This window comes from Gephyromycinifex aptenodytis (genome assembly GCF_012277275.1).
Taxonomy (GTDB): domain Bacteria; phylum Actinomycetota; class Actinomycetes; order Actinomycetales; family Dermatophilaceae; genus Gephyromycinifex; species Gephyromycinifex aptenodytis.
In genome coordinates, this window is record NZ_CP051155.1 from 270,945 (window position 1) to 285,210 (window position 14,266).

At 61.4% G+C, this 14,266-nt stretch carries 10 protein-coding genes, 4 tRNA genes and 3 pseudogenes; 9 read left to right on the forward strand and 8 right to left on the reverse strand.

Features of this window, described 5'->3' with window-relative positions; translation table 11 throughout:
• Positions 1–95: 95 nt before the first annotated feature.
• The gene (glgX, locus tag G9V96_RS01140; protein ID WP_168581390.1) at positions 96–2,411 is read right to left on the reverse strand and encodes a glycogen debranching protein GlgX; all 2,316 of its coding nucleotides are present in this window, start codon (positions 2,409–2,411) and stop codon (positions 96–98) included.
• 382 nt (positions 2,412–2,793) lie between these two features.
• Between glgX and G9V96_RS01145 the strand changes: the two genes are divergently transcribed.
• From G9V96_RS01145 to G9V96_RS01185, 9 genes and pseudogenes are all read left to right on the forward strand, one after another.
• A tRNA-Gly gene (locus G9V96_RS01145) sits at positions 2,794–2,866 on the forward strand.
• 42 nt (positions 2,867–2,908) lie between these two features.
• Positions 2,909–2,979 (forward strand) — tRNA-Cys (locus tag G9V96_RS01150).
• Positions 2,980–3,011: 32 nt separating this feature from the next.
• Positions 3,012–3,086, forward strand: a tRNA-Val gene (locus G9V96_RS01155).
• A gap of 174 nt (positions 3,087–3,260) precedes the next feature.
• Positions 3,261–3,479 (forward strand): hypothetical protein, encoded by a 219-nt coding sequence (locus tag G9V96_RS01160; protein WP_168581391.1) that lies wholly within the window; start codon positions 3,261–3,263, stop codon positions 3,477–3,479.
• A 141-nt stretch (positions 3,480–3,620) separates the two neighbouring features.
• Complete coding sequence (locus tag G9V96_RS01165) at positions 3,621–4,097, forward strand: TIGR02611 family protein (RefSeq protein ID WP_168581392.1); 477 nt, start codon at positions 3,621–3,623, stop codon at positions 4,095–4,097.
• A gap of 131 nt (positions 4,098–4,228) precedes the next feature.
• A tRNA-Val gene (locus G9V96_RS01170) sits at positions 4,229–4,302 on the forward strand.
• 82 nt (positions 4,303–4,384) lie between these two features.
• Positions 4,385–5,098: a hypothetical protein gene (locus G9V96_RS14925; RefSeq protein WP_210424435.1), complete on the forward strand. Its 714-nt coding sequence runs from the start codon at positions 4,385–4,387 to the stop codon at positions 5,096–5,098.
• Between the two features lie 83 nt (positions 5,099–5,181).
• Complete coding sequence (locus G9V96_RS01180; protein ID WP_210424436.1) at positions 5,182–5,547, forward strand: hypothetical protein; 366 nt, start codon at positions 5,182–5,184, stop codon at positions 5,545–5,547.
• Positions 5,548–5,645: 98 nt separating this feature from the next.
• Positions 5,646–5,912, forward strand: a pseudogene (locus tag G9V96_RS01185) (VOC family protein); the annotation flags it as partial.
• A gap of 18 nt (positions 5,913–5,930) precedes the next feature.
• Here the strand turns inward: G9V96_RS01185 and G9V96_RS01190 are convergent.
• From G9V96_RS01190 to G9V96_RS01220, 7 genes and pseudogenes are all read right to left on the reverse strand, one after another.
• Positions 5,931–6,234: pseudogene (locus G9V96_RS01190) on the reverse strand (SCO6880 family protein); the annotation flags it as partial.
• Between the two features lie 166 nt (positions 6,235–6,400).
• A pseudogene (locus tag G9V96_RS15285) lies at positions 6,401–6,493 on the reverse strand (hypothetical protein); the annotation flags it as partial.
• Between the two features lie 924 nt (positions 6,494–7,417).
• Positions 7,418–8,305, reverse strand: coding sequence for a carbohydrate ABC transporter permease (locus tag G9V96_RS01200; RefSeq protein ID WP_168581395.1), 888 nt, complete (start codon positions 8,303–8,305; stop codon positions 7,418–7,420).
• Positions 8,302–9,177 (reverse strand): carbohydrate ABC transporter permease, encoded by an 876-nt coding sequence (locus G9V96_RS01205; protein WP_210424437.1) that lies wholly within the window; start codon positions 9,175–9,177, stop codon positions 8,302–8,304. The genes G9V96_RS01200 and G9V96_RS01205 overlap by 4 nt, the downstream gene beginning before the upstream one ends.
• A gap of 65 nt (positions 9,178–9,242) precedes the next feature.
• A complete protein-coding gene (locus G9V96_RS01210) occupies positions 9,243–10,499 on the reverse strand; it encodes a sugar ABC transporter substrate-binding protein (RefSeq protein WP_168581397.1) in 1,257 nt (418 codons plus the stop codon).
• Positions 10,500–10,554: 55 nt separating this feature from the next.
• Positions 10,555–12,879 (reverse strand): alpha-xylosidase, encoded by a 2,325-nt coding sequence (gene yicI, locus G9V96_RS01215; protein ID WP_168581398.1) that lies wholly within the window; start codon positions 12,877–12,879, stop codon positions 10,555–10,557.
• A gap of 90 nt (positions 12,880–12,969) precedes the next feature.
• On the reverse strand, positions 12,970–13,983 hold the full coding sequence (locus tag G9V96_RS01220) for a LacI family DNA-binding transcriptional regulator (protein ID WP_168581399.1): 1,014 nt from the start codon (positions 13,981–13,983) through the stop codon (positions 12,970–12,972).
• Positions 13,984–14,266 lie beyond the last annotated feature (283 nt).

Below are 14,266 nucleotides of genomic sequence, written 5' to 3' on the forward strand. Positions count from 1 at the left end.
CACAGCGCACTACGCCCTGCCCGGAGCAGGCTGCGACATGGGAAGGGCCCGCCACCTTCGCGGTGGCGGGCCCTTCCCGTCGTGATCAGGTGGCCTCAGGCCGGAGGGGAAACCCCGAGGTCGGGTTCCTCGCCCTGCTCGGCCTGCTTGAGCCGGGCAGCGCGTTCGGCCTCGCGCTCTTCGTGCTCAGGGGAGGGCTCGACATCCTTACCGGCCGCCTGCGCAGCGTTGGCGAGTTCGGTGGCCTCCCGTTCGGCCTCGGCAGCGTCTTCCTTGAGGATGTCCTCAGGCAGCAGACGGCTGCGTAGGATGAGCACCGAGCGACCGGGAACGGAACGCACCGCGCCGTTGGAATGCGCCGGTGCAGCCGGGTCCGGGATGCCGGTGGGGCTGGCGGTGTCGACCACGTCGAGCCATTCCACGCCCTCGATGATGCTGGGGATCGTGAAGTCCACCGGCTCACTGTGGGCGTTGAACATGAGCAGGAAGTCGTCGTCCCGTAGCCGCTGTCCAAGCGGGCCCGGCTCCATGATGGCGTCGCCGTTGAGCAGCACAGACAGGGTCCGGGCGTAGCCGGTCTGCCAGTCCTGTTCGTGCATCTCCTCGCCGGTGACGCTGATCCAGACGATGTCGCGCACGTCCGAAGCGCCGCCGTGGTCGGCGCTGCCTTGGAAGAAGCGCCGACGCCGGAACACCGGGTGGTTCATCCGCAGGCCGATGACGTGACTGGCGAACTCCAGCAGGCCCTGCTGTTCGCGGCCCAGGTTCCAGTCGATCCAGGAGATTTCGTTGTCCTGGCAGTAGACGTTGTTGTTCCCGCCCTGGGTGCGCCCCAACTCATCACCGTGCGCGATCATCGGCACACCCTGGCTGACCAGCAGCGTGGTGAGGAAGTTGCGGACCTGACGCAGCCGCAACGCCCGGATCTCGGGGTCGTCGGTGGGGCCTTCGGCGCCGCAGTTCCAACTGCGGTTGTGGCTCTCGCCGTCGTTGCCGCCTTCACCGTTGGCGTCATTGTGTTTCTCGTTGTAGGAGACCAGGTCGCGCAACGTGAAGCCGTCGTGGGCGATGATGAAGTTGATCGAGGCGATCGGCCGACGTCCGGAATGGGCGTACAGGTCCGAGCTGCCGGTGAGCCGGGAGGCGAACTCGGACAGCGCTGCGGCCTCGCCGCGCCAGAAGTCGCGCACGGTGTCGCGGTAACGGCCGTTCCACTCGGTCCACAGCGGCGGGAAGTTACCCACCTGATATCCGCCGTCGCCAAGGTCCCACGGCTCGGCGATGAGCTTGACCTGGCTGATGATCGGGTCCTGCTGGATGAGGTCGAAGAATGCCGACAGCTTGTCGACCTCGTGGAACTGGCGGGCCAGGGTGGCCGCCAGGTCGAAGCGGAAGCCGTCGACGTGCATCTCAGTGACCCAGTACCGCAGCGAGTCCATGATGAGTTGCAGGACGTGCGGGTTACGCATGAGCAGGCTGTTGCCGGTGCCCGTCGTGTCGTAGTAGTGGTCCTTGGAATCGTCGACGAGGCGGTAGTACGCCGCGTTGTCGATGCCGCGGAAGCACAGGGTGGGGCCGTACTCGTTTCCCTCGGCGGTGTGGTTGTAGACCACGTCGAGGATGACCTCGATGTCGGCCTCGTGCAGGGCCTTGACCATGGACTTGAACTCGGTGACCTGCTGTCCACCGGTGCCGGTGGCGGCGTAGGCGTTGTGCGGGGCCAGGAATCCGATGGTGTTGTAACCCCAGTAGTTGACGAGGTCTTTCTCCTGCAGGTGGGTGTCCTGCACGAACTGGTGCACCGGCAGCAGTTCGATCGCGGTGATGCCCAGCTCGGTGAGGTGCTCGATGATCGCCGGGTGCGCGATGGCCGCGTAGGTGCCGCGGATCTCTTCGGGCACGTCCGGGTGGGTCATCGTCAGACCCTTGACGTGGGCTTCGTAGATCACGCTGTCGTGGTACTCGTGACGCGGCGGTCGGTCGTGGCCCCAGTCGAAGAAGGGATTGATGACCACCGAGAGCATGGTGTGCCCCAGGGAGTCGGCGTCGTTGTAGCTGGTGACATCGCCGAACTTGTACGAGAACAGCGCCTCGTCCCCGGTGACCTGGCCGTCGATGGCCTTGGCGTAGGGGTCCATGAGGAGCTTGTTCGGGTTGCAGCGATGCCCGTTGGCCGGGTCGTACGGACCGTGGACGCGGAAGCCGTACCGCTGTCCCGGCTGCACGTTCGGCACGTAACCGTGCCAGACGTAACCGTCGACCTCGGTGAGTTCAAAGCGGGTCTCGGTGCCGTCTTCGCTGATGAGACACAGCTCCACGCGGTCGGCAATCTCCGAGAACAGGGTGAAGTTGACACCCCTACCGTCGTAGGTGGCGCCGAGGGGGTAAGCGCTGCCTGGCCAGATTTCCATGGGTCCTTCTCTGTCGTGCCGGGGCGGATGACCCCGTCTTGACGCCCGCCGGTTCAGCGTGCGCGTGGTCGATAGCGGAACATTGTGCGGCCTGCGCTGCCGCTTGCCCAACCGGGGCAGGTCAAGCCCGCGCTATACCGGAGCTTGACCCCAACCTACCGTTGTCTGCTCCGGGCACCGGTGACGCCGTGCCCGTGTGGTGTTCCATTCGGGCCGCGCAGCGGGACTTCCTCCTGCGAGCGAGGCGTGCTGACCGGGCGAGGCGATCGTCGCGGCGTCGCCATGGGCGAGGCGCACGACGCGCCGGTTGGACTCTGGGCCTCCGAATCGGTTACTGTCTTCCAGCACGCCGCAAGGGGTACGAAACCTCAGCGGCAAGCATGCGGACGTAGCTCAGTTGGTAGAGCATCACCTTGCCAAGGTGAGGGTCGCGGGTTCGAGTCCCGTCGTCCGCTCGGAGAGCGTCTCCCCTTCGGGGGAGTTCACGGCGCCTTCACGGTGGAGTGGCCGAGAGGCGAGGCAACGGCCTGCAAAGCCGTGTACACGGGTTCAAATCCCGTCTCCACCTCGAGATACCTCGATACCGTCGAGACTATCTACGGGCGATTGGCGCAGCGGTAGCGCGCTTCCTTGACACGGAAGAGGTCACTGGTTCAAACCCAGTATCGCCCACCACCAATGACGAGGCCCCTGGTCGAAACGACCGGGGGTCTCGTCGTGTGCGTGGGCCCCGCCAGTCTCGGAATCGTTAAGCAGCAACCGTCCAAGAACGGTGCCGCTGAAACCTTCGATTCCGGCTGCACCGGCCGACGAGATGGAAGGACAATTACCACCCTGGAAGGCAGGATCATGACCGCCACGACGAGCGAGGACCGCTCACGCTTGTACAGCGTCCTCCTCACCGATGACGACGACTCACCCGGCACCTGGTTGACGATCGCCGCTGACAACGTCGTTGAGGCGATGCGTCACGCGATGCGGGAACCGTGGTGGGGTGATGAGACCCCGGAGTGGGCTACCCGGGCGCGAGTGGCGGCGGTCGAATGTCTGGGGCTCGCCTGGCACTGATCTGCTGCCCGCTTGCCCAGGTGCCGTAGGCCCTGCGATGTCCTCTGCTGGGCCGTGCGGCAATCGCCTCGCTAGGGAACCACAGCGGGCATGATGGCGTTCGCAGGGTGAAGCCATCACGTGATCGGAAGCAGGCAGAGGATGGATGTGACGCGCGACGAGGCCAGTGCTGCGCCGTCCCCTGCGGCCCGCGCCACGGCTGAGGAGCACCACCTGCTGCGAGGCCGTGATTGGGCTTGGCGTCGGCGGATCAGGGCCAACCCGCGCTCTCGGCAGATCTATCGCTGGGTGGTCGGCGGGCTGGGCTTCGTGATCGTCGTGGCCGGTTTGCTGATGGTCCCGTTCCCCGGTCCCGGCTGGTTGGTGGTCTTCATCGGGGTGAGCATCTGGGCCTCGGAGTTCCATTGGGCGCGGCGCCTGCACCTGTACGGGATGGGCAAGCTGCGCACCTGGAACGACTGGGTGATGGCCCAGGGTCTGCTGGTTCGCGGGGGTCTGTTTCTGCTGACCTGCCTGTTCGTCAACGCCGTGCTGTGGACGATGCTCAAGCTGATGGGCATCCCCGACTGGGTACCCCAAGACGTTGCCTCGTTCGCGCACGCCCATCTCGCGCTGTAGAGCGTCAATGACGCCCAGTAGCCGGCACGGCGCTTTTCAGACGGCTGCCTTCGGCGGCGTCAACCTGAGTTGGTAACGAGGCTGATCGCCAGGTAAGGTGACGGGGCGCCGCGCAGCTCGCAGCGCCGAACGGACGTATAGCTCAGTTGGTTAGAGCGTTCGCTTCACACGCGAAAGGCCAGGGGTTCGAGTCCCTTTACGTCCACGCAGGACCTGATAATCCAAATCTGCCCCGCCTGCTGGCGGGGCTTTTTTGTTCTTGCGCTGACTTGGGCCGGGACATCGGTGTGGGCGAGGTCGATGGCGGTGCGCTCGTCGGGTGTGTAGGTGGCGTTCTCGTCGTCGTCGATGGTGGTGCGGGTGAACAGGGCACGGTTGAGGATGCGTCGTTCGGCCGGTTCGCACTTGTTGTAGAGGTCGTCGAGGAGTTCGGTGAGCTGGTCCAGGCTGGCGCGAATGCGGTCTTGTTCGATATCGAGGAGGTCGAGGGGGATCGCGTCGGCGTAGTGGGCTTGGACAAGTTTGAGGCGTTCGGCTTCGAGCTTGTCGCGCTGGGCGGTCAGGGGCTTGCGTTCGTCCTCGCAGAATCCTTCGTGCTGGTCGAAGAGATCGTTGAGGACCTTCCGGACGTGCACGGCTTGGGCCTGGCTGAGGGAGTTGCGCTGGTAGCGCGTGCGCCAACCCGCGCAACCCCTCATAGGCCTCAGCAGCATCAGCAACCGGATCAACAAACGTCGACATCCCAACAGTCCTCTCTACGCAGCGGCGGATTTTGCCTAGGAGAGAGCTGTGCGATGGTGTCCTCCAATGGCTGTGATGGAGGACAGTCGATGTCGACGGATGCGAGGTGCTCATGGAGTTGTCAGTTCCTGTGTGGATGCCCGGGTTCTGGTGGAGAGGCGCAGCGCAGCACGTTCGAGAATGGGTGCTCGAAGACCCGGATCAGGAGGATCACCGTGAACCTCGTTGGAGTGACACCTCCGAGCAGCGCTGGAGACTGATTGCCTATGCCGTTGCCCTCGTCGGGGACGAGCTTGCCGCGGGGCGGTGGACCATCGATGAAGATGACGACACGTACTACGGGATGGTGACGATCCCGGCACCAGAAACTCTGACGAAGGCTGAGCGGCACATCGTGAACTCTTGGTTCTCTGCCGCCGAAGCAGTCTGTGTCGACCCCTGGTTCGAGCCCATCATTAACGGGCGGCACCGGCTCTGGAACACGTTGACGCACTTTGGCGATCGGCTGGTTCCCCTCGCCGGCGACGCATTGGGATACGCGACACCGACCAACACCGAAGTTCTTGGGGAAGTGTGGCCTGAGCTGTATCGAGTGCATGTCGACGAACTCGCAGCGATCGAGTGGTTCGACCTGCACGACCCGATGAACTCCCGCTTTGCCCATGCGCTTGATCAGGCAGCACGCGGCGAGCACCCTGCACCCCGATAAGAGCGTTCGGCTGGTCAAGTGATGCGTCCTAGCGTGAAGATGTCAGCAGTCCGACGGCCTTACCCAACTCGTTTTTTGTACCGGCCACCGGTGATGACCAGTGGTTGACGCTGGACTGGGAGTCGGTCGGACGCCTCTCCTTCCATCGTGTCTCCGATTACGAACCCCTGCAGTGGGCGGGTCATAGAGGGGAGCTGCAGGTTCACCTTGACCTGCTGGTCGATGACCTCTCGGAGGCGGGTGCCGCCGTCGAAGCCGCAGGTGGCCACCCACTGACTGACGTGTTGGACCCCGGCCCGAAAGCCTGGCGCATCTACGCTGACCCCGCAGGCCATCGCTTTTGCCTCGTCAAAGTGCCCGAATGACCCCACCGTTCCTCGTCGTCAGACCTGTCGGCAGAGGGGTAGGGCTGCGGCGGTGAAGGCTTGGGCTTGTTGTCCGGCGAGGAGTCGGGTTTCGCATTTGGCTTGGATGGCGGCTTGTTCGAGGGCGGTGACGTGGGCGTCGAGGTCTTCGATCGTGGTGGCGGTGATGGTGATCAGCCGGTGTAGCGCAGGATGCCGTGCCAGCGGTGAGGTCGGCTTCTTGTTGGAGGACGTCGTGGTATCCGGCGGTCTGGGAGGCGTCTTCGATTTGTTCGACTTCGGCGCGTTGGGCTTGGTCGGAGATGTGTTCGACTTCTTCTTGCGGATGTCGACGACGAACATGGCCCACTTGCTGACCCATCCGCGGGTGGCGTCCCATGAGGAACCCGAGAAGGCGAGGGGTGCGAATACGATCGCGACCAGCAGAAGGGACCGGTGGAGTAGCCGGCGGAGCCGACATCGCCGATCTGTTGCCAGGCGGTGACCTGGTCACCGACGTTGACGTGAAGGCCGGTCTCCCACAGGTGGACGTAGGCGGTGGCGACCTTCTGTCCGCCGATGGTGTGTTCGATGATGATCAGCCCGCCCTACCCGCCGGACATCGAGGTGTGAGCGACCACCCCGTCGACGGCCGCGAAGATCTGGGTGCTATCGGGGCGGACTAGCCCGTGCCGGTGTGGAGCTTGTGTTCCCCGGTGATGGGGTGGACTCGCACCCCAAACGGTGAGGTGGCGACCCAGGTGCTCTCAGACAAGAGGCTTGCGGATCTGGTCAGCGTTGAGTTCTTCGAGCTGCCGCGCGAAGTCGTTCACGCGGCGAGACACCATAGTGGCGTTACGGTCGGCGTAGAACTTCTTGGCCACTCGCGACTCGGACCGGGGGGGGGTTGACCGAACGAACCAAAATGGTCAAGGTCCGCCGACTTACAGTCAACGGCGGTATCTCTTTACTGGTTTTGGCGATGCTGTTAATGCTGCCGGTTTTGGTGTCCCGCAAAGTCGCCGTCGAGTGTTTGTACTAGGGTCCCGCTCAGCGGGGGTGCCGGTGCTGCAAGCGCCTAGTTCCAGTCGTGTAACGGTCGCAGAGGCTTTTAAAGGTTTGCCTGATTTGAGAAAAGACTTGACACACCTTCTCGGTGTCGACTCGAAATACGCGAAAATTCTGGTGGGCACTGCTGTTGACCCCTGAGACCTTTGGTGCGCCTCGACGTTATGACCCTGCGCTATTGACCGGTTCGCTCCGGACAGTGGGTGAATCGGACGAGGGGACGTGTGTGAGCCTTGGTCAGCCCCTGTTCCGGCACGAAGATCTCCTAGTGCGTTTCGGAGTGGTAGGTAGCAGGCGTCGGCCAAGTGGCCCGCCACAGGTCGAGCTGAGGTGCGCGCTGACAGACCTGATGTCCGTACATTCGCGCACCTCAGCGACGGGTCCTACTGCCGCGGTCCTGACCGGTGAGATCGGCGGTTGCGGCCTGCCGTTCGGAGGTCCCCGGTTAAGGCCTCGTCTTAGCCCTTGGTGGCGCCGCCCGCTAGCCCCGCCACGATGTATCGCTGCATGACGACGAAGATCACCAGGACTGGGGCCGCAATAATCCCGGCAGTAGCCATGAGGTCGTTCCAGGCCGTGCCGTATTGGCCGATGATCCTGTTCAGCGCCACCGTGAGTGGTTGAATGGTCTGTTCAGTCGTGAGCGTAAGGGCGAAGGTGAATTCTCCCCACGCCATAAGGAAGGCGAACGAACCGATCATAATGATCCCGGGCCTGATCGTGGGGATTATGATTCGGATGATCGTGCTAACTACCCCCAGTCCGTCCAGTCTAGCGGCCTCCTCTACTTCCACCGGAAACATCTTAAAATAGGGTCTCAGCAAGATGACGGCAAAAGGCAGTGTTACCGAGATGTCCGCGAGGATGACGGAGATGTAAGAGTTGGTGAGACCCATTTGTCGGAACATGACGAAGAGCGGTACGGAGATTGCAATCGCAGGCAGGAGTTGAACCACCGTCAGCATGATCATCATCGATGTTGTAATGCCGCTACGCAATCTTGCGACTGCATAGGATGCCGGTATAGCAATACACAGCGTCAGGATCAAGACGGACGAGGCAATTATCGTGCTGTTCAGGAAAGCCTGCGGGATGCCGTACGTCGTGGAGAAAACTGCTTTATAGGACCCGAGGTATGGGTCTGCAGGGAACATCTGGGGAGGTACGGAAAACATATCTTTGCCCGTTTTGAATGAGGTGTTCACCATCCAGTACACCGGGAAGAGATATGCGGCTGCGATAAGCCACGCGACGGTCGACTTGACCACGGTCTGGCGCCGCTTAATCGAAACCCGGCTGCGCTTCGCCGACTGGACGTGGTCGGCGGGCATAGCGATACTGCTCATCTCTCCTCCTCGTTGAGGCTCTTGACGTAGAAGTAGGACAGGGTCAAGGGGAGGATCAGCGTCACGGCTGACGCAGCAGCGCCGGTTCCGAACTGGAAGAAGCTGAAAGTCTCCAAGTAGGTGTAGATGGGCAGTGTGGTTGTGGAATTGACGGGGCCGCCGCGTGTCATGGTGTAAATGAGGTCGAAGACCTTATAGGTATTAATGACACCGAGCAGGAGGACTGAGATGGATACAGGCCTCATGATAGGGAAAGTGATGTTCGTGAATTGTTGCCACCGGGAAGCGCCATCGACTGCGGCAGCTTCGTAGAGCGTTTCATCAATGAGGTGCAGCCCGGATAGCAGCAAAAGCATGTTGAACGGGATCCCTACCCACAGGTTAGCGATGATGACAGCCAGCATGGCGGTGCTGCCCTGCGACAGCCAGCGGACGGGTTCATCGGTTAGACCGAGGCTCATCATGAAGTAGTTGAGAACGCCGTAGTCGCTGTCAAACATCCACCTGAAGATAGTCGCTGTGACGACGGGCGGTAGGATCCAACCCACCAGCAGTAGAGCCCGAATTGGCCCGTTGCCTGGGAAGGGTTTGCGGAAGAACAGAGCTAGGACGAATCCGAATAGATACTGAAGCGCCAAGCACGAAACCGTGAAAATCAGACTGAGTAGGGCGGAGTCCCAGAAATCTGGGTTGCCAAGTACCTTGGCGTAGTTCTCCGACCCCACAAAGGGAAGGGACCCTGAGATCAGATTCGCGCCTGACGCATCAGTGACGCTCAAGTACATGTTGTACAGCAGCGGGAACGCGAGGAATATCGCGATGTAGATTACGGCCGGGGCTGCCAACGCCAGGCCCAAACGTCGGATCTGCATCTGATGTGTAGACCGACGTTTGGGTGGCGTGTTGGCCGCTCTGTGTGCGGAGCGGGTGGACATGATCAGGGAAGGAGCGGCGTGATGGTCTGGGCGGCAGAGGCAGCAGCGTCCGTGGCCGTGGCTGCTCCGGTGAGGACCTTTTGTAGCGCCTCCTGAATACCTGCAGAAATCTCGTTGTACTTGGCGCCATAGGCGCGGGCATGCGCAACATCAAGCTGAGATTCGAAAACCTGCATGTCGGGATCGCTCGAAAGTTTGAGTTCGCCCTTCAGGTCTACCCGGCTGGAGAGCTGTCCAGACTCATCGCAGAATGTCTTCGCACCTTCCTTGCCGGTCAGGTACTCCAGGAATTCAACAGCCGCTGCAGGCTGCTTGGCCTGATCAAAGGCGACGACGTTCTCGCCGCCGAGGCCGGTAGCAGCCACCTTGCCTGCAGGCAGCTTGGCAACACCGTAATTGACGTTAGCATCCTTGAGGTTCTGGAGTTCCCACGGACCGTTGATCATCATGGCGGCCTTACCGTTGAGGAACTGGGTCCGCGCATCTTCCTGGGAGTAGTTGGCCACTGAACTTGACATCGAACCGTCGTCGATAAGGTCCTTCATGAACTGCAGGGCGGTCGCGCCGTCGGTTGCGAAGCTGTCTAGGTCGCCACCGGTCTGCCATAGGAAAGGCAGGAACTGGAAGGTTCCCTGTTCGTTCTTGACCCCGCTCATCGCGATACCTTGCTCCTCGCCAGAGCTTAGCTTTTTCGCCGTGGAACGAAGTTCCTCCCAGTTGGTGGGGACTTCGACGCCAGCGTTCTTGAACTTGTCCTTGCTGTAATAAAGTGCAAGGTTGTTGCTGTTGAGTGGCAGGCCAAACGTCTTGCCGTCCACCTGCGTACTTTGCCAAGGGCCGGGGAAGAACTCGTTTGCCTTGCTGCCGGCGATGGGGGTGATGTCCTTGAGGAGGCCCAGCGATGCGAAGTTCTGGGTGTCGACGACGTCGACTACAGCAACGTCGGGAACCGATCCGCCCACGCCTCCCTGGACGATGGCCTTCGCGAGATCGGAGTAAGCGAATGAAGTCCGTTTGATAGTGACTCCGGGGTTGGCTGACTCGAAGGCCGCCACCGCGCTCTCCATGGCAGTGTGGCTGGCCCCTTGACCGAGGTAGTCCCAGACCTCCAGGACGACAGGGCCCGATGCGGTCCCGTCGGAGGTGCCAGGGGCATTACTGGTTCCGCAGGCGGACAATGCGAGTGTGCCCGCGGCGATGGTGGCGATCGTGGCGATGGCAAGCTTGGGACGCCGGGGGGTGGAGGACGTGTTTCGCATGTGGGTTCTCTACTTTCGTCGTGCTTCTGGTGGGTGGGTAGGGATTGTTGCGTTCTCAGGCCAGGCGAAACACGAGGACGTTGTCCTGAGGTTCCAGCACAGTTCCGCCGATAATCTCCGATGCGGGAACGTCCTTTGCGCTCCGTCCCGTAACTAGGTTCTCGATGGAGGCACCGACGATGGCGGCTTTCCACGGCTGGGAGGTGCCAGCGGCGCTCACGGTCATATCTGCACCCTTGCGGGAGACCGTGAACTCGGCCCAAGTTCCATCGGGGTGGGGAGCCCTCACAATTTTTGTCCCCTCGGTCGGGTTGACGATGTACAGCAACAGCTCGTTGCACCAGTCGTACTCTGGACGGTCTGTCACTGCTCCGAGCGGTAATACTGTTCCGTCGGCAACAAGGAGCGGGAGGGTCTCCAAACCATGGGTCTGATGTACCCATCCGCGCCGCGTGAAGTGCTCGCCCGAGAGAATGTCGGTCCACCCGTCAGTGGGAAGGTAGACGTCAACTTCACCTGAGGCCGTAAAAACGGGAGCCACCAAGATATCCGGACCCAATAGGTACTGGGTATCGACATGTGTAGCGCCGCGATCATTCGGGTACTCCAGCACCATGTGACGCATCAAGGGCGTCCCGGCGTCCGTGATCTCTTGGGCGTGGGTGAGCAGGTAGGGCATCAGCCTGTTCTTCAGCGCTATGAAGCGTCTGGCCACCTCCACCGCCTTATCTCCGTAGTTCCACGGAACTCGGTAGGAGTGGGACCCGTGAAGACGGCTGTGGGAGGACAACATTCCAAACGGGAACCATCGGATGAACACGTCGTCTGTCGGCGTGCCCTCGAATCCGCCCATGTCGTGGCTCCAATATCCGAAACCGGACAATCCCAGGGAGAGCCCGCCTCGAAGGGTCTCGGCCATGGACACAAAGGTGGGTTCCGAATCGCCACCCCAGTGAACGGGGAAGGACTGTCCGCCTGTCGTGGCGGCTCGAGCGAACACGAGGGCCTCGTCCTCACCCTTGACTTCAGCGATCGCCTCGAAGGCGGCTTTGTTGTAGAGGTAGGAGTAGAAGTTATGCATCTTGTGGGGATCGGAGCCGTCGTGCCAGACCACATCTGTAGGCACGCGCTCACCAAAGTCGGTTTTGAAGGAGTCGACTCCCTGGGCGAGGAGCTTCTTCAGTTCGCCCTTCCACCAGGCAGTAGCGTCCGGATTCGTGAAGTCGACCCAGGCCATGCCGGACTGCCAGTGGTCCCATTGGCGCACGGCGCCATCGGGGCGTTTGAGCAGGTATCCACGTCGTTTACCCTCTGCGAACAAATGGGAACGCTGACCGATGTACGGATTGATCCACACGCACACCTTGAGGCCCCGCTCGTGGTAACGGGACAGCATCCCTTCAGGATCTGGGAATTTTGCCGGATCCCAGGTGAAGTCACACCAATGCGAGGGCCGCATCCAGTAGCAGTCGAAGTGGAGGACGCTGAGGGGGAGTTCCAGCTCCTCCATCTTGTCCACGAAGCCGTTGACCGTCTCCTCGCTGTAGTCGGTAGTGAACGAAGTGGAGAGCCACAACCCGTAGGACCATGCCGGCACCTGTGGTGCCCGTCCGGTTAGGGCCGTGTACTTGCGAAGGATGTCCTTGGGGGTGGGTCCGTAGATCAGGATGTATTCGAGCTTCTGACCAGGCACCGAGAATTGGACTCTCGTGTTGATTTCCGAGCCCACCTCCAGCGACACTCGCTCGGTGTGGTTGACGAAAACTCCGTACCCAGCGTTGGTGAGATAGAAGGGGACATTCTTGTAGGCGTGTTCCGTGGCGGTTCCACCGTCGTCATTCCAGATGTCGACGCTTTGCCCGTTACGGACGGCCGGGCCAAATCGCTCGCCCAACCCGTAGACCGCTTCTCCTACAGCGAGCGTCAACTGCTCGTGTACAAACGTCTGGCCATCCGGGATGGTAACCAGCCCGGTGCTGCGGGGAATTGCGGAAGTCAGTTCCTTGCCTTTTGCGCGGAAGGAGACCATGTACTGATCAGCCCCCGAAACATGCACCTGGAGATCCCCGGTGCGCAAAATTGCCGTGCATCCCTCGACTGTGGCCTGCGGTGTCGCATCCAGGTCGGCGAGCTCAAAGCACGGCGTCAAGTCAGGCTCACCCTGGAAATGTTCCAGGCGTACTCTCACCACGTCTGGCGCCAGAGCATCGATAGTGGTGGTGAGTATTGGTGAGTCCAACTCGTCACCATGGCGGCGGACCACCCGAGTCGGGGCATACGCCACCAGACCGGTATCTGTAGCAAGAATTTCCTGGATCTGGCGTGGGTGCTCGACCACGTAGCCCGGTTTCTTAATCCAGTAACCATCTGTGAACTTCATCGTTCTTATCTCAATTCTGCTGTCGAACCGGTTCGATTTAGGTGTAAACGAATATTCCGATGGTCCTCATCCGCGGTAGTTGAGATCCGTTTACGTGGTGCGGGATGGTGCAGTTGTGCCGTGGTCGGCATACTCGGGACGCAGCAAAAGAGTTTGCGCATCCCTGGCCGGGTGCTGCAGTCGATCCACCAGCATCTCCACGGCCGCACGTGTCATCTCCGATGACGGATTTCGTACTCCGGAGACAGGAGGGGCAAAGTTGAGTCCGAGCTTGTCGATGGAAACACCCACGACGGAGTAGTCCAGGGGAACCTGTGCGCCTGCATTGCTCAGCGCAGAGAACAGGGGGGCCGTGGCCGCTTCGTGCTGCACGACGAACGCGGTCATCTCAGGATGTCTAGCCATCAACGACTCAACAGTTCGGACGGTTTCGAAGAAATCGTTGACGGCAGCAACTTCGACCACTCGTACGTCCGAGCTGTCAGCGGCATCACGCACACCGTTGCGAAATCTGGCGGCGTAGGTCATGCCAAGTTTGTGAGCGGCCTCGGGCGCTCCTAACAAGCAGATCGAACGGTGGCCGAGTTTGGCCAACTCCGCTATCAGTAGTGCGCCTGCCTCACCCCAGTCGACGTCCACACGATCCAGGTCACCCGCCTCGGGAGGCATTCCGACGAGCGTCGCCACGGCCCCCGCATCCTGTAGTGCCTTGGTCCGGGGATCATGCTCTTCGACGTCGAGGACGATAAATCCATCCACTTGCTTCGCTCGAACTAGTCGCTGCACACTGCGGAACGATTCGTCCCCGGTCACCAGGAGGACGTCATAGCCGCATGCGCGCGAAGCCTGGACAACACCGTTCACGAACTGGAGGGCGACTTCTGGGGTGGCATTGGCTGCCATAGGGGCGAGCACCGCAAGGATCTGGGTGCTTGCAGTGGCAAGCGCGCGACCAGCTGCAGAGGGCCAGAAGTCCATCTCGCGGATAGCGGCATGGACTCGCTCTTTTGTCTCTTCCGATATCGGGCGCTTCCCGCTCAAGGCGTAGGACACGGTTGACCGGCTGACGCCCAACCGCTGGGCAACGTCGCTGATGTTCACCATGATCGATCTGCACCCCCTTGTGCCATCGAACCGCTTCGATTCGTTCACACTATGACCCGCTATTCCGTATGTCAAGAGTTCCAAAAAACTCGATTCAGGGCGCAACTGCCGCGCTGCCTCAGCTGAGCGGGGAGGTTGAATCGGCAGCGGTAGCGGGGTCGAGACAAATCGGAATTTCTTCCAGCGCGTATTGAGAGGCTGTCAAAATGGCGATCAGCTGCCGGGCGCAGCCCTAGCCGAGAGCAACGATTTCTTGTGTCTCAGAGCGCGGGCCGACGCCGAT